The sequence below is a fragment of the Pseudomonas sp. GW821-FHT09D08 genome (assembly GCF_059416305.1).
Genome location: NZ_JBWKOX010000007.1, coordinates 1 through 21,320, shown reverse-complemented (window position 1 = coordinate 21,320; position 21,320 = coordinate 1). Strand labels below are relative to the sequence as shown.

At 54.2% G+C, this 21,320-nt stretch carries 7 protein-coding genes and 1 pseudogene; all 8 read left to right on the top strand.

Annotated features, from left to right (window positions below):
- The first annotated feature begins 23 nt into the window (after nucleotides 1-23).
- Entirely contained in the window at nucleotides 24-15,674 is a 15,651-nt protein-coding gene (locus AC07OP_RS14450) for a hemagglutinin repeat-containing protein (protein WP_495102788.1), read from the top strand.
- 6 nt (nucleotides 15,675-15,680) lie between these two features.
- A complete protein-coding gene (locus tag AC07OP_RS14445) occupies nucleotides 15,681-16,103 on the top strand; it encodes a hypothetical protein (RefSeq protein WP_495102787.1) in 423 nt (140 codons plus the stop codon).
- Between the two features lie 429 nt (nucleotides 16,104-16,532).
- A pseudogene (locus tag AC07OP_RS14440) lies at nucleotides 16,533-16,697 on the top strand (IS4 family transposase); the annotation flags it as partial.
- Between the two features lie 615 nt (nucleotides 16,698-17,312).
- Complete coding sequence (locus tag AC07OP_RS14435; RefSeq protein ID WP_206691726.1) at nucleotides 17,313-17,522, top strand: hypothetical protein; 210 nt, start codon at nucleotides 17,313-17,315, stop codon at nucleotides 17,520-17,522.
- Nucleotides 17,523-17,623: 101 nt separating this feature from the next.
- Nucleotides 17,624-18,007, top strand: coding sequence for a cysteine peptidase family C39 domain-containing protein (locus AC07OP_RS14430; protein ID WP_495102786.1), 384 nt, complete (start codon nucleotides 17,624-17,626; stop codon nucleotides 18,005-18,007).
- Nucleotides 17,982-18,272 (top strand): hypothetical protein, encoded by a 291-nt coding sequence (locus AC07OP_RS14425; RefSeq protein WP_495102785.1) that lies wholly within the window; start codon nucleotides 17,982-17,984, stop codon nucleotides 18,270-18,272. The genes AC07OP_RS14430 and AC07OP_RS14425 overlap by 26 nt, the downstream gene beginning before the upstream one ends.
- Before the next feature lie 456 nt (nucleotides 18,273-18,728).
- The gene (locus tag AC07OP_RS14420; RefSeq protein ID WP_495102784.1) at nucleotides 18,729-19,256 is read left to right on the top strand and encodes a hypothetical protein; all 528 of its coding nucleotides are present in this window, start codon (nucleotides 18,729-18,731) and stop codon (nucleotides 19,254-19,256) included.
- Between the two features lie 598 nt (nucleotides 19,257-19,854).
- On the top strand, nucleotides 19,855-20,190 hold the full coding sequence (gene imm45, locus AC07OP_RS14415) for an Imm45 family immunity protein (RefSeq protein WP_081744377.1): 336 nt from the start codon (nucleotides 19,855-19,857) through the stop codon (nucleotides 20,188-20,190).
- Nucleotides 20,191-21,320: the final 1,130 nt, after the last annotated feature.

Here is a 21,320-nt window from a genome sequence, read left to right as displayed (position 1 = left end):
GCCTTCGGGCCTCGGGATTTGACATGGACGTTCGTCAGTTCGCCTTTCTTGCGCGCCAACCTTCTGCGGCCTTGAAAACGCGCTCCACTTTCCTGGGACTGCCCAAGCGCGGCTTGGCGTTGATCCTGGCCAACGCGATGTTCTGGCAGCCGTTGCTGGCGCAGGCGGACGGGATTGTGGTGAGCGCACCGGGCACAACGCTGGGCCAGGCGGGTAACGGCGTACCCATCGTCAATATCGCGGCGCCCAATGGCAGCGGGTTGTCCCATAACCAGTTCCAGGATTACAACGTCGGCCAGCAGGGCGTCATCCTCAACAACGCCACCAGCCGCACCCAATCGACCCAGTTGGGCGGGATCATCCTCGGCAACCAGAACTTCAACGGTACAGCAGCCAGCGTGATTCTCAATGAGGTCAACGGCGGCAGTCCGAGTCAGTTGCGCGGCTACACCGAAGTGGCGGGGCAATCGGCCCATGTAATTGTGGCCAACCCCTATGGCATCAGCTGCAACGGTTGCGGCTTTATCAACACGCCGCAAGCCACGTTGACCACCGGTAAAGCGGTGATCGAAAACGGCCAGATCAGCCGCTATCAAGTCGATCAAGGCAGCGTCGCCATTGACGGCACCGGCTTGAATGCCACCAACGTCGACCAGTTCGAAATCATCACCCGCGCCACCACCCTCAACGCGCAGATCCAGGCAAAAAAACTCACCATTGTCGCGGGTCGCAATGATGTAGACGCGCGCACCTTGAACGCCACGGCGCGTGCATCGGACGGCAGCAAGGCGCCGGATTTGGCGATTGATTCTTCAGCGCTGGGTGGCATGTACGTAGGCGCGGTCAAGCTGGTGGGCACCGAAGCGGGCGTGGGGGTGAAACTGTCCGGGGACATGGTCGCCGGCGGTGACATCCAGATTGATGCGGCGGGCAATGTGGTCATGGGCCGGACCTCCGCCGGTTCGGCGTTGGCAGTCAAGGCCGCCAACCTGGAAGCCAAAGGCGCGGTCTACGCCGGTACCGATTTGTCGGTGAAAACCCAAGGTGCCCTGACCAACCAACAAACCCTCGCTGCCAAGGACAGCATCACCCTGGACGCCGCTGGCCGGCTGACCAATAACGGGATTATCGAAGCGGGCGTCAACGCGGATAACAGCCGCAATACCCAAGGCGACGTGCGCTTGACCGCACAGGCTATCGATAACAGCGGCAAGACCGTGATCGCCAGCCGTGACCTGACCATCGGCACCGGTGAACTGGCGAATCAGGGCGGCACGTTGAGTGCTCAGCGCAATGCGCAACTGACCGCTACGCGTGTGGATAACCAGAATCAGGGACGCATCTTGAGTGCGGGAAGCCTGGATATAAAGGCCGAGCAACTGCTAAACCGTAAAGGCCAACTTCTAGCCACTGACGCCACCTTGACGGTGGGTTCCCTGGACAACAATGACGGCCAGATTCAGGGTGATCGTTCCTTGTTGGTAAAGAGTGAAACGCTCACCAACCAGCGCGGCAGCCTAGCGGCAGGTACCCGCCTTGACGTAACCAGCACCACTCTCGACAACACCGAAGGCAAGCTGACCTCTGACGGTTCCTTGACCGCCGCCATCGCCGGTCACTTACTCAACCAAACCGGCTTGTTTGCCGCCAAGGGTGACGCACGCCTGAACTTGGGCAGCCTCGATAACCGTCAGGGCACTGTCGTCGCCAACAATCTCGATGTGCAGTTGGATGGCCTGCTGAACAACCAGCATGGCACCTTGCGCGGTGAGGCTCGCCTGGATCTGAAAGCAGGCCAGGTCGATAACAGCGAGGGTGGCCGGATCAGCAGCGGTCAGTCGCTCAATGCCAGCGTCAGCAGCCTGGACCAGCACAAGGACGGTCGACTCTTCGGACAGGGCGACGTCAGCCTCGACCTGAATGGGGGGCACCTGAACAACCAGGACGGGGTGATCAATGCTCCCGGCCGCTTGATGTTGAGCAACCTCAATAGCGTCAACAACCAGGGAGGTGAAATCTCCAGCAACCAGGCCTTTACCCTGACCGCCAATACGCTGGATAACCGCAACGCGAAGCTCCTAAGCGAGCAGGCGCTGACCGTGCGAATCGCCCGTGTTCTCGACAACACTCAAGGCTTGGTCTCGGCGAAAAAACTGGACGTTGAAGCCAGCAGTCTGGATAACCGGGGCGGTACTCTCAGTGCCGGTGAAGCGCTGATCGCACAGGTAGACGGCGCGCTGGATAACCGCAGCGGTAAAATGCTGGCACGTACGGCGTCCGTGAAAAGCGCATCGCTGGATAACCGTCAGGGCTTGGTGCAAGGCGATGCCACGCTCAACATCAACAGTGTTGGTTTGCTCGACAACCGCCAGGGCACGTTGTTTGCCGAGCAAAACGTTGATGTCGCATCCGGCAGTCTGAATAACAGTGGCGGCAAGCTGACCAGTGACGGACGACTCACTGCGCTGATCAGTGCACAGTTGCTGAACCAGACAGGTTTGTTGAACGCGATCGGTCAGTTGCAAGTCAGCGCTGCCAGCCTCGACAACAGCAACAAAGGTGGCCTCTACAGCCAGGCGGGCGTCAGCCTGGACCTGAACCACGGCCACTTGAATAACCAGGGCGGCTTGATCCACGCGCCAGGCGCATTGCTGTTGAGCAACCTGGCCAGCGTGGATAACCAGGGTGGGGAAATCTCCACTGCTCAGACGCTGAATTTCACCGCTGGTAGCCTCGACAATCGCAGTGGCAAATTGCTCAGTGAACAAGGGCTGCTGGTGCGAATCGCACAGGCGCTGGACAACACCAAGGGCCTGGTAGCCGCTACGGGGTTGGATCTGCGGGCCAATAGCCTGATCAACACCGAAGGTAAACTCAGCGCGCGCGATGATCTGACCGCACGCATTGCTACCGGCCTGGATAACCGGCAGGGCGAGATCCTTGGAGCTAATACTTTGCTGACCGGTGTATCGCTGGATAACAGCAAGGGATTGATCCAAGGGGACAAGCGTCTGACCCTCAACTACACGGGCTTGATCAGCAACCGCAATGGCCGTGTGGTCGCGGGGCAGTCACTGGACCTAAACGCCGCCAGCCTCGATAACACCGGCGGCACATTTACCAGCGAAGGCACCCTGAGCGCGTTGATTAGTGGCCAGTTGCTCAATCAAGCCGGGCTGCTTGCCTCCGCCGGCCAGTTGCAATTGACCGCTGCCAGGCTCGATAACCAGAGCAAAGGCCGCCTCACCGGCAAGAGCGAGCTGACGCTGACCATCGGCCAACTCGATAACCGCAGCGGATTGCTCAACTCCGGCAAAACCATGACCTTGAAGGTCGACAGTCTGGACAACCGCGCAGGTGAAGTGTCCAGCGTCACGGACTTGGCACTCAAGGGCAGTCAACTGGATAACAGCGCTGGCGGCAAGCTACTCGCCAACGGCGATATTCAATTGAACGTCGATCGACTGGATAACCAGCTCAAGGGCAACGTATACGCAAAACGCAACCTGAGCATCGTGCTTAATGGTCCGCTGCTGAACCAGCAAGGCACACTGCGCAGTGACGCCAGCCTGACTCTGGATATGAACCATGGAGCGCTCGACAACGCCGCAGGTCTGATCAATACCCCGGGTGTGTTGTTACTCAAGAACCTATCCACAGTTGCCAACCAGAAAGGCGAAATCTCCAGCGAACACGGCTTCTCCCTGGCGGCGCAGAGACTGGACAACAGCGAAGGTAAACTGCTCAGCGATCAAGCCCTGAGCCTGAAAATCGACCAGACCCTTGTCAATATCAAGGGGGTGATTGCGGCGGCGGGTCTCAATGCTCAGGCCGCCCGGTTGGATAACACTGAAGGCGTCCTCAACAGCTTAAAAGACCTCACCCTGGCGGTGGCCGGTGACTGGTTGAACACCGACGGCGAAGTGTCAAGTGCCGGCCTCAGTGTGATTGACGCGATGAGCCTGAATAACCGCAATGGGCAGATCTTGAGCGACGTCAGCCTCAACCTTACAACCCAGGGCGTACTGCTCAACCAGGGCGGCACACTGGGTGCCGGGCAGCGCCTGCATGTCACCGCGTCCAGCCTCGACAATAGCTTGTCCGGCAGCCTGGTCAGCGACGGTAGCCTGTCGGTGCAGGTCGCTGGTCTACTGGATAACCAGGCCAAGGGCCGTATCTTGTCCAAGGGCAACATGACCGTTCAGGCGGGCAACCTGGACAACCGTGTTGGGGTACTGAACAGCAAACAGGCGCAGACCCTCACCGGGCAATCCATGATTAACCAGGGCGGCCTGATCAGCGCCGCCGGGCCACTGCGCCTGACGTGGGACACGGCGGATAACACCAAGGGCCGTATCGCCAGCCAGGCCGATCTCGACGCCACAGTTGGCGTGTTGAAACAGCAGGGCGGTGAGCTCGTCGCTCAAGGCAACCTGAGCCTCAGTGGTAACGATCTGGATAACCGCAACGGCGCTCTGGTCGGCGCGACAAAAGCGCTGAAACTCAACGTCGATCGCGTGGATAACCGTGTCGGTGAAATCTCTGGCCAACTCAAGACCGAGATCAGCGGCCAGCGCCTGGACAACAGTGGCGGCAAGGTGTTGGCCGGCACTGCGCTGGAACTGGCTATTGCCCAGTTGATCAACCGAACCAAGGGCCTGGTGTTCGCCCAGGATCTACACCTCAGTGGTTCGAGCTTGGACAACACTGAAGGCACACTGGCTGGCCAACGTTTGCTGGCGGTGCAACTGTCGGCGGGATTGGACAATACACGCGGCAAGATCAGCAGCGAAGGCGGCCTGCAGCTGCGCGCTCAGCGGGTCGACAACTCCGGCGGTAGTGTTTCCAGCGCAGGCAACCTGACCCTGGCCAGCGATGGTGAACTGCTCAATGTGGGCGGCGTGGTGGAGTCTGCTCAGGCGCTGAATCTCACCAGTGCAAGCCTGGACAACAACCAGCAAGGTTTGCTGAAAAGCCAGGGCGACACCCACCTGACCACCGGGCGATTCAACAACGGCCTTGGCGGGCGCGTGATCAGTGCCAACAGCCTTGACCTTAGAGCCACCGAGCTCAACAACGGCGGACGCATTGCCAGCGGCGGTGTACTGACCGCGAACCTTACAGCCCTGACCCAGGCAAGCGGTAGTGAGTTGTTCAGCAGCAGCCAGTTGAACCTAGATATGAATCAGGGGCAGGTGACCAACGCCGGGGTGCTCAATGCACCCATCCTGGTATTGAAAAATCTTGGCAACGTGAATAATCGCACTGGTGAGATCTCCAGCCAGAACGCCTTCACCCTAGCGGCAAGTAGCCTGGATAACGGCAACGGCAAGTTGATCAGCAATCATGCCCTGGATCTGCGCATCGAGCAGGCCTTGGCCAACGCCAAAGGCAGCATCAGCGCTGTCGGCCTCAACGTGCGCAGTGCAAGCCTGGACAATACCGACGGCCTGATCAGCAGTCGTGGCGGCCTGGAGGTTAGCGCCGATAGCCTGATCGACAACCAGCGTGGCAGCCTGATCGGCGATGGTGCCGTTCTACTGACCACTGCAAAACTGGACAACCGTGCGGGCGAATTGGCGGGGAAGGCCAAGGTCACCGTCAACGCCAATCTGATCGACAACCAAAAAGGCCAGTTGGTCAGCACCGAGACCCTGGCGATGGCCAGTGCCCATCTCGATAACCGCGATGGCCTGGTCGGCGCTGCAAAAGTGCTGAAACTGGACGTGGGCGATGTTGATAACCGTGCCGGTGAACTGACCAGCAACGCCGACCTGAGCATTACCGGCCAGCGCCTGGATAACAGCGACGGCGGGCTGGTGTTCGCCGCCACAGGCTTGAGCCTGGCCGTGGATCAGGTACTCAACCGCACGCGCGGCCACTTGAGTGCTCAACGCCTGACGCTGACAGGCACTGCGCTGGACAATAGCGGCGGCAAGCTGCTCAGTCAGCAACCATTAGTGGTCGATCTGGCAGGTAACCTCATCAACAACAAGGGCCTGTTGAGCAGCGAAGGCACGCTGGACGTCAAGGCGCGCAGCCTCGACAACACCGAAGGCAGTCTCTCCAGCGCGCAAGGTCTGAGCGTTGTTGTCAGCGATAACCTGAACAACCAGGGCGGTGAACTGCTCACCGACGCCAACTTGATACTGCGCAGCGCCAGCCTGGGTAACCAGCAAGGCACTCTCAGCGGCAAAGGTCCGGTCTCTGTTACCACCGGAGCGCTGAACAACCAGGCGGGGCGCCTAAACAGCGGAGACACCTTGACCCTGGTGACCGCACAGTTGAACAACGGTGGCAGTATCGGTAGTGCCCAGGCAATGAACGCCACGGTGACTGGCCTCGACCAGCAGGCAGGCAAGCTGTTCAGTCAGGCCGGATTGAGCCTTGACCTGAATAACGGCCAGTTGAATAACCGCGGTGGTTTGATCAATGCCAGCGGCCCGTTACTACTGAAAAACCTCAACACCGTCGATAACCAGAGCGGTGAAATCTCCAGCGACCAAGCCTTCACCCTGGCCGCACAACGCTTTGATAACAGCAACGGCAAGCTGCTGAGCAATCAGGATCTGGCGCTGCGAATCAATCAGGCTCTAGCCAACATTAAGGGCCTGATCGGCGCCGCTAACCTCAACCTGCACGCCGGGTCGGTGGACAACCAAGGCGGTACGCTGACCGGTCGAGGCGAACTGCAACTGAGCAGCGACGGCCTGCTGAACAACCAGGGTGGCAACCTATTGGGCGGCAGCCGCGCGACGCTCAGCGCAACGGCCCTGGATAACACCGCAAATGGTTTGATCAACAGCCAAGGTAACCTCGACATCGCGGCAGGCAACCTCGCTACCGGTAGTGGCGGTGAAGTGTCCGCCAAGGGTGCGATGGACTTGCAGTTGGGTGGCTTGACGCTGGCCGGCGGTCAAATCATGGGCGGGCAGGACGTGACCCTGGATTTGAACAATGCAGACTTGGATAACCGCAACGGGCTGATTGCTGCCAAGGGGGCGTTGGCCCTGAACCGCGTGCGGGCGATCAATAATCAGAACGGTGAGCTGTCCACTCAGGAAAGCCTGACACTGAACCTGAGTGGCCTGGACAACACTGGTGGCAAGTTGATCAGCAGCCAGGTGCTGTCGGTCAACGCAGCTCAGTTGCTCAACCAGAACGGCCTGCTATCCGGCTGGCAAGGTTTGAACGTCAGTGGCGATAGCCTCGACAATCGCAACAACGGTACGTTGTCCAGCCGCAATGGCGCAGTGGATGTACGACTCGCTGGCGCTTTGCTCAATACCGGCGCAGGCGCGGTGGTCAGCCAGGGCCGGCTTGACCTCAGCGCCGCCAGTCTCGAAAACAGCGGTGGCATACTCTCCAGCGGTGCGGGACAAAGCCTGTCGGTCACCGGCCAGTTGAACAACGCCAACGGTGGCCTGATCGACAGCGGCGCTGAACTCGACCTGCAAGCGCTCACCCTGGGCAACCAGACGGGTACGATCAACGCGCAAAAAGCGCTGGCCATCACCGCCACTGACCTCAACAACACCGGCGGCACCGTCGCCGGTAACGACCGTTTGACCCTGAACCTGCTGGGTTCTCTGATCAACACAAACGGAAAGTTGGCCAGCGCAGGCCCGCTGTTGCTCCAGCGTGCGGTGCAGGTCAACAACCAGGGCGGCCAGATCGCCAGCCAAGGGCAACTGACATTGCTGACCGGTGGCCTCGACAACCGTCAGCGAGGCACCATCGCCGGTAAGAATCGTGTGGCGATCACCAGCACCGGCGTCCTGCAAAACGACACCGATGGCCTGATCTACAGCCAGGAGGCTGACCTGCAAATCAAGGCCTCAGGCCTCACCAATGCCGGCGGTGCAGTGCAAGGCCAAAGCGGCCTGGGCCTCGACATCGATGGCGATATCGACAACCACGGCGGGAAGCTCCTGGCGCACACCGGTGACACAATCGTCAGGGCAAATACCCTGGACAACCAGGGCGGCAGCGTGGCCAGCCTGACCGGGTGGGTGGACGCCACTCTGAATGACAGCTTGCTCAACGGCGTTGCGCAAAACAAAGGTGGGGTAATTCAAGGCCAGCGCGTCAACGTGGCTGCGCTCACCGTCGACAACCAGCATGGTCGCATCGCCGCTCAGGACGGCGATGCCGTCATCACCGCCAATCAATTCCTCAACGCCTACGGTGGGGTGTACGCCAAAGGCGCCTTGCAAACCCGCGGCACTTCGCTGGATAACAGCTTCGGACAAATCTCCGCCAAGCGCATTGACCTCGGCCTCAGTGGGCAACTGAGCAACCATTCGGGGATTATTGAAAGCGATGAGACGCTGACGCTGCAGGCCAGAGACCTGGTCAACTACAGCGGCAAACTGCGTGCCTTGGCGCGCACGGGCAAGACCCAGTTTCAGATCGGCAATCTGTTTGATAACCGCAATGGCATCGTTGAAACCGCCAACACTGATCTTGCCCTGGTAGCCACTACCTTCCAGAACACCGGCGGCCAACTCCTGCACGCCGGGGAGGGTGATTTTGATATCTCCCTGCCCAATGTCACCGGCGCCGGCGGCAGCATTGTCACCCGTGGCGGCCTGACCCTGAACGCCGATACCTGGACTAACAGCAGCGTCATTGAGGCCGGACGCCTGAATGTGAACGTCGGCACCTTTACTCAGACTGAAACCGGGCAGTTATTGGCGTCCTCACGCCTTGAGGGCAAGGGCGGGCACTGGATTAACAATGGTCTGATTGCCAGTGATGGCAGCCTGGCGCTGGATTTAACGGGTGGCTATGAGGGCAGCGGTCGGGTCAGTAGTGTGGGGACCTTGGACCTTACTGCCGCCCAGTTGACCTTGGCGCAACTCAGCACGATCTCCGGTGGTGGCAATACGCGCATAACCGTTGGCGGTGCACTGGCAAATGAAGGCCGAATCACTTCGGCTGCGGACCTGAACGTCACTGCTGGCGTTATCAACAACTACGGCACCCTGGGCAGTACCGGCAACCTGCGCCTGTCCACGTCCACACTGTTGAACCAGAATGGACTGATCTTCAGCGGCGACGATATGGCGCTGCGCACTGATACGTTCACCAACCGCTTCGCGGACGTATACGGTCTGGGGAATGTCAGCATTGCCAAAGATGACAACAACGGTCAGAGCACGTCGATCCGCAATATTTCGGCCACGGTAGAGAGTGGCGGCAACCTGAATCTGGCGGCTGTGAACATCGAGAACCGCAAGGATGCCTTCAAGACTACGGGCGGCCTGGTATCCAGTTACATCGGGGTTCAGTGCACCAGCTGTACTTCGATCGTTCCGAATCGTTCAGCTGATAGTTATCTGGTCTGGGTGCAAAACTTCAAATCGCAAATAGTCGAGGATTCGGCATCGGCCGCGATGACGGCTGGGCGCGATTTTATCGTCACTGGGGGAGATATGAGTAATAAGAACTCAACCCTCAGCGCGGGCGGCAACATCAATTTTGCCTTGCAAAACTTTACCAACGAGGGGGCCTCGGTTGGTGACTACAGCCTGCGTCGTTCATACACCTATGGTGGTTTGCATCCCTACGACCTGTCGCGCTTCATGGTGACGGTCATGAACTACAACCGTGGTCACGACCCTTACTACAACGCGCCCGCTCCGAACATTCATGTTTGGACCAGCGATGGGACAGAGTCCATTGTTCGTGTGGGCCACCAGCGCAATGGTCGGGAAGACCGCGGTTCAACGAGTTATGGACCTTTAATTCTCAAGAACTCTGACAAAGGCGTTGACTCTGGAGTTGGTGCGGCAGATGGTCCGTGGGAGATGCTCACCACCCAGCCATTTAATAACACCACCATTGGGTCTTCGAGCGCGGCAAATGCCGTCGTTCAGGCGGGTGGGGCAGTCAGCATCAATGCAACACAAACATTGACTAACAGTATCGTGCGTCAGAACGTCGCTGTAGCTGGTAACGGATCGCGTGTGGGTGCAACCCAGGTCGCCGGAAACACTGCGGTGATGGTTACGATCAACCGCGAACTGCCTCCGGGGCTTGCCCTGCAACAGGTCAATCCGGTGGCACTGCCAGGTTTCAGCTTGCCTAGCGGGAAGAACGGACTGTTCCGCCTGAGCGGCCAGGCAGCGAATGACAGCCAGGTGAGCCGTGGCAGTACCGGTTCGCAGAACTGGACATTGAGTGGTGCCAATGTCGCGCTGGCGCAGCGCCAGCAAACATTGCCTGGCACCTCGAGCCGTACCATTCAGGTAACTGAGGCGGTGCAAACTGCCGTCGGTGTTCATCAGGTGGCCCCGACAGCTCGCGACGCCGGTGGCATCAATGGCAATGCCCGTACCGTGAACGTCGTTGGCAACGCCGACAGTGGTGTATTGCCGTCTGGTCGTAACCCAGGTGTCGAAATGAGCCACGCAGATGGACTCAATACCCAGGTTCCAGGTCCAGTTCTTGACCTGCCCGGGTTAACCCCTGACGCACGTGATGGCCTAGTCTTGACCACTTCGCCCGGTAGCTCTACCCCGCCCGGTTTGAGTGTGCCTGGTCTATCCAGTGCTACCCGCGAAACGCCAGTTGCAACCAGCACCGGCGCGGTGATCAGTGTTCCGGGCGTGACACCGTTGGCTCAGCGCAGTCATCAAACTGACGCTGCGCAACCCGTCGATAGCGTGAAGGGGGGGGCTAACCTCAGCGTCGTTTCACAACCGCATAAGTACCTGATTGAAACGAATCCGGTGCTTACCGACCTCAAACAATTCATGAGTTCGGACTACCTGCTCACCGGCCTCGGCTACAACCCCGACGACAGCGCCAAGCGCCTTGGTGACGGTCTCTACGAACAACGCCTTATCCAGCAAGCCGTAGTCGCCCGTACCGGTCAACGCTTCCTTGACGGCCAGGCCTCGGACGACGCCCTGTTCCGTTATCTGATGGACAACGCCATCCACAGCAAGCAAAGCCTGGACCTGACGGTTGGCGTGTCGCTGACAGGCGAACAAGTTGCGGCACTGACCCACGACATCGTATGGCTGGAAGAGCATGAAGTAGCCGGTGAGAAGGTTTTGGTTCCGGTGCTTTATTTGGCTAATGCCGATCAACGTCTTGCATCGAACGGGGCGTTGATCGCCGGCAAGGACGTCAACTTGATCGCCGGCAAGGACCTGGTAAACGCCGGGACTTTGCGTGCCAGCAACAATCTTTCGGCAGCGGCGGGTAATGACCTCGTCAACAACGGCCGGATCGAGGCGGGCAACCGTCTGGATTTGCTTGCAGGTAATAGCATCGTTAACCAATCCGGCGGCGTGATTGCTGGGCGGGATGTGACGCTTTCTGCGACAAAGGGCGATGTGATAAATGAGCGCAGTCTTACCGGACTCGGCACAAGCAATCGTAACTACTACGGCGATTCGGCACGTATTGAAGCTGTAAATGCACTGAGCATCACGGCCGGGCGTGATGTGAATAACAGCGGCAGTGTGCTTAAGAGCGGTGCCGACACGATTATCAGTGCAGGACGGGATATCAACATTGTTTCCACTGAAACGCGTGATTCCGGGAACAGTGGGATGGGGGCGCGCTCCTCATCGGTTACTCAAAGTGGTTCGGCTATTGATGTCGGCGAAAACCTGCGCATGACCGCCGGGCGCGATGTAAGCGTTGTAGCCAGCCGGATCGATGTTAAGCGCGACTTGGCCATTGCTGCGACCGGAGACCTGAGTATCTCGTCGGCAGCCGATGAGCAGCATTCATCCAGCAAGTCCAAAAAAGTCAGCCGCTCGGAAGACCACATCAACCAGGTTTCCAGTGTGCTGACCGCGGGCGGTGACGTGTCACTCAATGCTGGAAAGGATCTTGAACTGACCGCAAGTCGAGTAAGCGGCGGCGGTAACGTGGCCCTGGAGGCGCAGCGTGACCTGAGTATTCTTTCGGCACTGGACGAAGACGCTTCGTTCTATTCCAAGAAGAGCAAAGGCTCGTTCGGCCGCAGCAAAAGCGAGCAGCGTGAAAGCTACGACAGTACCAACGTGGCGTCCGTCGTAGAGGCGGGTAAAGACCTGACAGTCAACGCCAGCAAGAAAGCTGACGGAGGCATGAACATCGAAGGTGGTCGTGACGTCACCGTGATCGGCAGCCAGTTGAAAGCCGGTGGCGACATGCTGCTCGGCGCTACGGGCGACATCGCGGTGTTGTCGGGTATTGAAGAGCACGGCTCCTACAGCAAGAAGACCAAGTCCGGGTTCCTGGGGCTTTCCAAGAGTGGCAAGAGTCAGCTGAAAACCACGGCCAGTCAGGTCGGTAGTGAGTTAGGGGCTGGGAATGACGTGGTACTGGCAGCCGGTAATGACGTGCGTTTACGTGCCAGTGAAATCAGTGCGGAGAACGACACCGAACTGCGTGCCGGGTTGGTAAACAGTACGGGTGACATCAACCTAGTTTCCGCGAATGATACGGCTTACAGCCGTAGCGAGGAATATAAAAAGAAATTTGGCTATACGGAAAGGCCCACCTCGGTGGCGATCTCGTCGGCTAAAAAGGCCGGGCGTGAAGCGCAGAGCAGCACCAGCGTGGGTAGCCAGGTCAACGCCGACCGTGATGCCACATTGCAGGCTGAGCGCGACATCAATCTTGTGGGCAGTGGCATCAGAGCCGGGCGCAATGCCAGCCTGGATGCAGGGCGTGATGTCAATGTGGTCGCGGCCCAGAACACCAGCAGCGAGAGCAGTTGGGAGAAAAAGAAGCATACCGGTTCAAGTATTTCCAGTAATGGCAACGGCTTCAGTGTCTTTGCGGGCACTGAGGGCACTACGAAAAAAGACCGGGTGGAACGAGAAACTGCTGCAGGCAGCCAGATCAGTGCGGGCCAGGACGTAGCGATAAACGCCAAGCGCGATATCAACCAGCTAGGTTCCGATCTCAACGCCTCCAATGATATCGATCTGACTGCAGGAAGAAACATCAACATCGATGCTGCTCGTGAAAGCCAGCTCAAAGAGCAATTGCGGCAGAAAGAGAGCAATGGCCTTGGGGCTTCGATCAATCACAACTATGCCAATACTAAGGACGCGGTGAGTGGCGCTGGCAAGGGGGAGGATAATGTCAGTAAGGGGTCGAGCACACTTAAGGCGGTGGATTCGGTAAGCCAGTTCGTCAGCGGCCCGACATTAGACGGGAAGTTCGGCAACAGTAAGCAAAGCAACAGTCAAAAAATTATCGAGGAGACAAACAGGCCCTCGACGCTCAATGCCGGTAGAGATCTCAACCTTAACGCGGGTAACGACGTTGCTGTGAAGGGCAGCCAATTGGATGCCGGCCGCGACATCAACATCAAAGGTCGCGATGTCACCCTCGATGTCGCCAGGGGCAGTGTCAGCGAGGAAACCAACAACACCCAGAGTTGGGGGGGAATTCATGGCGGCACCAGTGGCGGGATCAAAGTTGGTGTTGGCGGCAGCTATGGCACCGCCACCGGCGAGAGTATTCAAGGTTCCTCTACGGCGACTCAACTCGATGCTGGTCGCGATATCAACATAAAGGCGAGCAATGACCTGAACCTGATCGGTACACATGTCCAGGCGCAGCGAGACATCGATTTGAACGCCGGTAACGATTTGAATATCCGTTCGGCGCATAACGATAGCAACAGCGAAAACAATCGCCACAGTGGTGGTGGAGAGGCCGGTCTCACTTTTGGCTCCGATGGCATTGGCGTTTACGTCAGTGTGAGTGTGGGCAAGGGGAATTTGGAGAGAGAGGGTCAACGCCAACAAGAGGCGTACCTCTACGCAGGCGACCGACTGGGCTTTACCAGTGGTAAGGACACCAATATCGGCGGCGCTAGCCTACGGGGTGATGAAGTTGTGGGCCGTGTCGGTGGCGACTTCAACGTTTCGTCGGTGGCCGATACCGGTAAGGTCAAGGGCAAAGAGTTCGACATCAGTGTTACGGCTACCATCGGCCCGGGAGCAGGAGTCAGTGGCTCGGTCGGCTACGGCCAAACCACAGGCAAGACTGACTGGGTCGAAGAGCAAACCAGCATCACCGGTAAAACCAAAGTCGATATCCGAACCGAAAACCATACTCAAGTCGACGGTGCTGTCATCGCCGCCGATAACGGCAACCTTAAATTAGACACCGGTACTCTGGGTTTCAGCGATATTGCAGGGCAGGACAAAGAGCACGGTTATTACCTGAACGTGGGAGGAACCTACAAAGCGGGTGGCAGTGACAGTAAAGGTAGTACCGCACAAGACGGTAGCCAGGTGGGTAAAGGCAAGGAGGGTCAGACGGGATGGAGTGTTGAAGGCTGGAACTATGAAAAAGACCGTGAGCAGATTGTCCGTGCCACAGTAGGCGCAGGTGACATTGTCGTACGCAAGGATGCCGAAACGGGTGCTGACTCCACGTCTGGTTTGAACCGGGATGTGAGCAAGGCCTATGAGGTTACTAAGGACGAGGAAAAGCGCACGGACCTTTATGCAAGCAGTTCCTCAATTGATGCTGTACTCAAACCGGGGGAAACGCTTAAGCAATGGTCTGACGGATTACTGAACTACGACAAAAAAGCCTTGGACAACTTTAATAAGGTCGCTGGGGCGTTGAACGCTGTAGTCAATCGAGTGGATATCATGCTTGGCCGTCCCATGGATGCTCGCGCAGAAGCCATGGCCGGTAAAGACTTAGCGGAAAGCACGCTAGAAGCGCTCATTCTTTCTGGCATGAGTCCTCAATCGGCCATGACGAAGATGGCTGACCCCGAATTTATCGACAGTGTTCTCGGAAGTGTGGCGTCGTTAAATGGGATCGAACCTCATGTTCTTGCGGATGCGAAAAAGCTAGTTGAATCGAGCAGCTACACGCCTGACTCTCAGGCAATAGTGTTGGAGGATCAGGAAGTCAATCCGTCAGGGATTGATGAGCTTCAAGGTGTAATTCGTCAACTTGGTGCGATACAGGCTTATAAAAACACACACCCTGAGAGTGCGGAGGCCATCGCCTACGTACTGGCTGCGGCGCAAGGGCCGAAAGGTGTTGCTCAGTTTATTGTGATGAAGGCCGTTGAAGGCACAGCGGCAGGTCAGGCGATATCAAAAAATGTGGACAAATTAAACACCTTCCTAGGACAGAAGGTTGCTCAAATCATAGAAGGCACTACCTTAAATCCTGAGTTTGAAAGTGATAAATACCTGATTGGTGGCGGTGATCTGCTGTCGAGTATTTTGACTGGGGCCATGCCTGGGAGGGCAAAAAATAAGGGTGGCACTGTCGTCACCGTGAAGGATCGACCTAGCGGTCATTTTAATGATAAAAAAGACCCCGAAACGGTGTTGGGTGGGGCTCACAGAGACACGAGCAAGCCGGTTAACGATAAATTGGACTCTCATCACTGTCCTGCTCAGAGCTGCTACAAGGGAGCTCCCATCAGCACAAAAGATGGTCCTGCAATAAAAATGGACCCAGCGGATCACGAAAAAACTGCAAGCTACGGTGGCTCAAAGCAAGCTGAAGCTTATCGAGCCAAGCAAGAAGAGCTGCTTAGTCAGGGGAAGCTCAAAGAGGCTATGCAAATGGATATTGATGATATTAGACGTCAGTTTGATAATAAGTATGATGAGGGCATCAAGCAGATGCTTGAATACGCATCAAAACTGGATCCCAACGATTTTAAGAGGTAACAAATTATGCTCTTCAAATTTATTTCAGTCGGCTGTGTTGGTCCTCTTCAATCAGGGATGAGCCGTGAAAAGGTGCGCGAGGTGTTGGGAGGTGATTTTTCTGCTTTCAAAAAAACAGCGGATGATGAAAATGAAACGGAAGACTATAGTGTGCATCGAGTTCATGTCTATTATGATGCTGATGACCGCTTGGAAGGTGCCGAGTTTTTGAGAGGTAGTGAGTTTTATTTCAATAATATAAAGGTTGTAGGGGAGCGTTACTCTTTTTTGAGTGAGTTATTGATTAAAGAAAATGTACGAATTGATGTTAGTACATCCGGCTTCAAGATACGCGAACTTGGATTGAGTTTTTATGTTCCAGATATTGGTGATTACGAGGTTGATGCGTTGATTAAGTCAGTTTATGTTGATTTTAAGAGTTGGCAGTAGTTGACGTAAAGCTGCACTATGATAAAGGAATATTGGGGGGCGATTATTTGATTTTGCGGGAAGTGGGACAGATCCTGAGGAATCCCCACAAAACTTCCTTGCAGGTCAGTTAGATATCTTGAGTGGCCTGCATGAGTCGGGCAGTTTGGTAGTCGCTAGGCAAACCAATACCCGAGACTCATGCAGGTCGTACGATTCTTACACAAGGCATTTTTCCAAGCACTCCCCACTCTGCACCGCAAGCGTCTGAACGCCCTAATGAGATGCGTCAGCGCTTTGATGTACCGGCCCGTCTAACGCTGACTGATCTGGGCAGATTCATGCCCAGCAGAGCTTACACCAAGCATTCGATCAAACGTTTGGATCGCGTGCTCGGTCACGTTCAGCTGCAACATGAACGTCCGCCGTTCTACTGGAAAATGCTCACTTCACTTCCAGAGCAACAGCATCAGGCAGAAACCGGTGCTCTCACTCTGGCGTCTCGGCCTCGAATACTTGAGATGCTCCACCATCGGATTGTCCTGCTCGAAATTGGCGGATATGGAGCTATTGCTGCGCGATGAAGTGCACCGGCAAGCTCAGAGACTGGAGTAGGTTTGTGGGGATTCCTCAGGGGCCGACCCCAATTTTTCAAGTGAATCTTTCCTCTTCTCTTCAGGTTTGGAGAGATATTAGAATGCTAAGGGATCAGGCCTGATATGCGTCCTGATGACTAGGAGAAAATATGCGGGCAGTTGAAAGGGTTTGTGAGGGCGTTGAAAAGCTTTCCATTATTTCCGATTTTGATTTTTATAATCTAAATTTAATAAAGGGGCTCACCTTGCAGCGTGAAAATACGCGGGGGCGGTTGAAACTTACAAGGTTAGTCTCGAGATGCTTTATGCGTCTAAGCAGTCGGAGTTTGAAGTTGTTTTAGAGTTTACGGGGGGTGGTCGCTTAAGCGTTCCTGATGTGTGTGGAAGTTTTTACTTAAGCGAACTTGAAATGGAGGATGTCTCAGCTGATCAGCTTGAGTGCGTTAAATACAGTCTGAAAGACTATGGAGGCACAGGGTTTGAAGTGCTCGCTCGGGGATTTTCAGTTGTAAGCTGCAAGTCGCGTCATTAACGCTGGGCCGAGTGGTGTTTACCTGAATGTTCTTTCGGAGTTAAAGATCCTGTGACTGGAAAATATATTTCTAACAATCATGTTCCCTATGCGGACTAGGATATGGATATGTCTATCGTTCGGAAGGGTATTGTTATCACTGGCGAATATTCTGGCTGGGAAATTGTTGTTGCTGATGACCGTGATGGCGACACTGGCGGGTATTATCTTTACTTGAAGAAAAGTGATCTTGAAGGGTTTGACTACTGGTTCGAGCATGAGGCAGGGCTTCAGGCTCAGCTAGTTGATTTTGAGGTGGAGTGGATAGTTTAGTAAGTTAATTAGCATGGCTTTTATTTGGCCGTCGGTACAAAAGAAATAAAGGCTGGGACTGGTGGGACTTGGAATGTTTTGGACGGATTGCTAGCCCTAACGTGGTAAAGCAATCCACTCCTACAGCTTGCGGTGCTGCCTGTGGTGAGATGCTGTTGAAGGATCGAGGTGTTCTTACTTCTCAGGTTGATCTTGGAACCGAGCTTACTTCCATGAACTCCTTGGCGAGTAAATCAAATACAGCTGATTCTGGTTGGTTTGGGAATGCAGTCGATGTATCTAGCTTCAATGCACTCAATAAAACTGGCTCTTGGAGTGCAATGATGTGGGATTCTGGAAATAAAGTAGGGCACTGGGTCGTGGTTGATGGAGTGGATGACGTTGGCAGGGTGTTGATTAAAGATCCTTTTAATGGTACGCAGTACAAAATGGGCGTTAAAGAGTTTAAGGATGTGTGGAATGGTCATTCCGTCTATAAACAGTAAGGTTTTTGTTCAGTCAATTGTTTACTCAGATATTACCTCTGAGATAATTTATGTCTTTTCGAATGATGGAGTTGAAAGTGAGTATTCTGGAAGGCTGTACGATAATTTAGGTATAAAAGGAATAGAGTATAGTGACGAACTGGAGACTTTCTTGATGTTACTTATGTCAATAGATTCGCGCGTATCAAAGAAGTTGCATGCCCTATCTTGGGATTATGTTGAAGGAAAAATTTTAAATTTTCCAGTGGTTTTGATTTCGCCGTAATTAGTTGGTGCAAAAGCGATGGGAGAATTAGCTAGTTCTGGTGGGAAACCCACCGTTGTTTATTTGCAGAAATCGGGGGCAGGCCACGTTTTTATAAAGGCCAGAAAAATTGCTCTTTAAAAAATGAGAATAGTGGTCTGACCCCTATTTTCCTCTATTGATTTAGATTATACCAAGGGGCTCAGGCAAACGAATGTGACGGTCACGGGAACGCGTGGTGGTGTTCAGTATCCGTTGCAAGGGCAAACTTCCGATTCTTATGCGAATCTTGGAAATGGGCATGTTGTTGTCTACGGTCCTGAGGGGCGTGCACTATATGATGTGTCTAGCTCTCGGATTAAGGTGGTCGAATGGAACCAAGCCCCGAATGGAACATATTTCCCCAAGAAGAGAAGTGACACAAAATTTTTTTGAGGGAAATGTTCCTCAGTCGGTTCTTGATAGCTTGGGGTTGAAATGATGAAGGTTTATCAGGGTAATATTTCTAAAGAGTCGTTGAGTCTGTTTGTTTCAGATATTGGCTCCGGAGAGTTTTTTTCATATGTAGGGCACTTGGTTTCATTAGAACAGGCAATTTCTGTTTTGGGTTTGCTCTCTCCTGATTTTATTGAGGTCAATGGTCACATTTTCTGGCTGCCTAACGCTCAGCAATACGATCCACAAAAATTTCATTTGAACGGGCTGGTTGAGACCGCATCTAGTGTGTTGGAACAAAGTACATCGCGTAGAGACGTTGAACGATACAGAAATATTTTTTCAATAAACCAGTTCTTTTCAAAGTGGGAGGATGCACCGGGCAGACCCGTATTTAAAGTGGGTCTGTCGGAAGAAGATTATCGTCTTTGTCATTTATTTGCTGAACAGATCACTAGATATTGGAAGCGCGCTTTATCCGATGCCTTTCCAGAGAAGGTATTTCAGTTTGAAATTGCTGATGATCTTCTCGATGAATATGGCGTCTGTCTAACATTTTGGCAGTCGTAGTTTAAAGAGCGCACAGGATGTGTCCGCGTCATTAAAACCACTGCCAGAGCCTAAATAATAATTATGCGTTTAGAAATAGTTGAGAAAAGCTTTGTAGAAAAACTTAAGGTAGTCAGTGAGGAATAACGAAGAGGTGCTGTAAAATTGGCTTGCGAACTTGCTTTCAGGACTGCCCAGTAGAAGTTTTTATTTTTGCCGAGTCTCTTAGGTAGCTACAATCTGGTAATAAACTCACGACTGATCAGGTTTTTGGGCTAGATGCTTTAGCTGCACAGTTAGATGAGAAGTATTTGCTTGCAAGACAGCCTGGACGAAGAGCAAAGCTTAAATGTAGCTGACCTTCAGCTGTTTAGCCAAGCTCGCGCTGTATCGGCGCTGTCCTTAGCTGGTGGAGAGGATTCGCTTATGGCAGCGACCGAAGCAATATATGAGGCATCATCAGCCGTTGATGATGGAACTACTCGGTTGATACCCAGCATGGTAGATTCGAGCAGTTAAATGGTAGGAGCGGAGCGCATATGGGAGAGGTTAAGTTCGATCTTAGTCCTGTAGATAACTCAAAAGACTCTTCTGGTGCTCATGATCTGAGGGTAAAGTAATGGCATGTGTTAAGCTGGTTGAGTATGCAGGTGAGCTGATTTCGCGCGGCTATATATTTAGACTGCCAGCAAGTTGGCCGTATGAAAGTGTTGTGGACTTCATGGTTGTTGATCTCCCGGATGAGAAATTTGGGCACTCTTTGGTCGTTGCGTCTGGAAATAAGTCAGGGTTGATGCTCATTCAGCTCCCTATCGAAAGTCGTGCTCCTGGTCACGGGATTTCGACAAGGTGGCTGATTGATAACTGGAGTAAATGGGTGTACCCGGAGTGTGATGTGAACGATGTTTTCTTATATGAGAGGTCGGCTGCTCCTAGTTGGGTAAGCACCGCTTGAAAGTAGTGCTTGTATGTGTGGACGGCTTTTGGTTTCGCTTTGCTACGGTGGAGGGCTTGGGGGTAGATGTCTTCGAATGGTGCTTCATCCCCACCAATTGTTTTCCTTACGCCCAAAGCTTGACTCGCTGAACCAACTCTCCAGCTCAACCGCAAGCTCGGTGACCTCGCCCAGTTCCTGCTGAAGAGGATCCAAACGATTTGCCTGCTCGCGAGCCCATAGAAATCGGGGTCAGACCATGTTTTTATAAAGGCCAGAAAAATTGCTCTTTAAAAATAAGAATGTTGGTCTGACCTCTATTTTCTTGCGTAGAGCGCTCATTCAGTATCAGGCGACGGGTGAGAGACTGCAGGAAGTTGTTGTTGGTAAGTAGAGGTTTCAGGTCCCGATTAATATAAAAAATGTTGGGATATATGTTTCAACTGTATTTCCAATTGGAGTTGATAAATGAAGTGGGGTGAGTTGTCCGGAAATAGTGAGAATCTGTTATATTGGATTCTTTGGTTTGCTATCGATGCGTTTTCAGAGGGTGACTTAGAACGGCTTTTGCAGAGGATGTTTATACGTTGCGAAGGACTTTCTGGTGACTTGGGTTGGGAGTTTGAATACGAGCAGGATACATGTTCTGGGCACTATTTTTTTCTCAGCTGATCAGCATATGAGTGGTATTTTTTCAAATTCCCGTGTTTATAGTGTTCAGGTGGTTAAGGAGGCCATGAGGGAATCTATGCTTGCTCTAGGGAATGAATACCCTGAAAGAGCTGGTGATCTACAAAAGTTGATATGTAAGTACGAGCTTTGAAAACTTGCTAAGGAAAGCAGATTTATTTTCAGTGTGCAGCTGGTACGCGGCCTACTGTGATTAAAGTTCAAGAAAATGATCATGCATTTTTGAGTTATAGCCGGTTTTAGTGAAATCAAAATGAGGTGGGGGGATCTCGTAGTGGACCGTATGCCCGTAAGAGGTAAGGGGAATATTTTTTTTGGAAGAATCAACTGGGGTAGCAATACCTTGGTGTAGCACGGATGCGTTGGGGTCTGATGATGTAGATATTCTGTAAGCGCTCCATGAACCCCACATTCAAAGTCACCATCTGATCCCCGATGCTGTGCTCCCGATTCCTTTCCGG

Bases quoted from the DNA above. Each gene is read 5' to 3' on its own strand.
- AC07OP_RS14450 (WP_495102788.1), top strand. From the start codon at position 24: ATGGACGTTCGTCAGTTCGCCTTTCTTGCGCGCCAACCTTCTGCGGCC.
- AC07OP_RS14445 (WP_495102787.1), top strand. From the start codon at position 15,681: ATGCTCTTCAAATTTATTTCAGTCGGCTGTGTTGGTCCTCTTCAATCA.
- AC07OP_RS14435 (WP_206691726.1), top strand. From the start codon at position 17,313: ATGGATATGTCTATCGTTCGGAAGGGTATTGTTATCACTGGCGAATAT.
- AC07OP_RS14425 (WP_495102785.1), top strand. From the start codon at position 17,982: ATGGTCATTCCGTCTATAAACAGTAAGGTTTTTGTTCAGTCAATTGTT.
- AC07OP_RS14420 (WP_495102784.1), top strand. From the start codon at position 18,729: ATGATGAAGGTTTATCAGGGTAATATTTCTAAAGAGTCGTTGAGTCTG.
- imm45 (WP_081744377.1), top strand. From the start codon at position 19,855: ATGGCATGTGTTAAGCTGGTTGAGTATGCAGGTGAGCTGATTTCGCGC.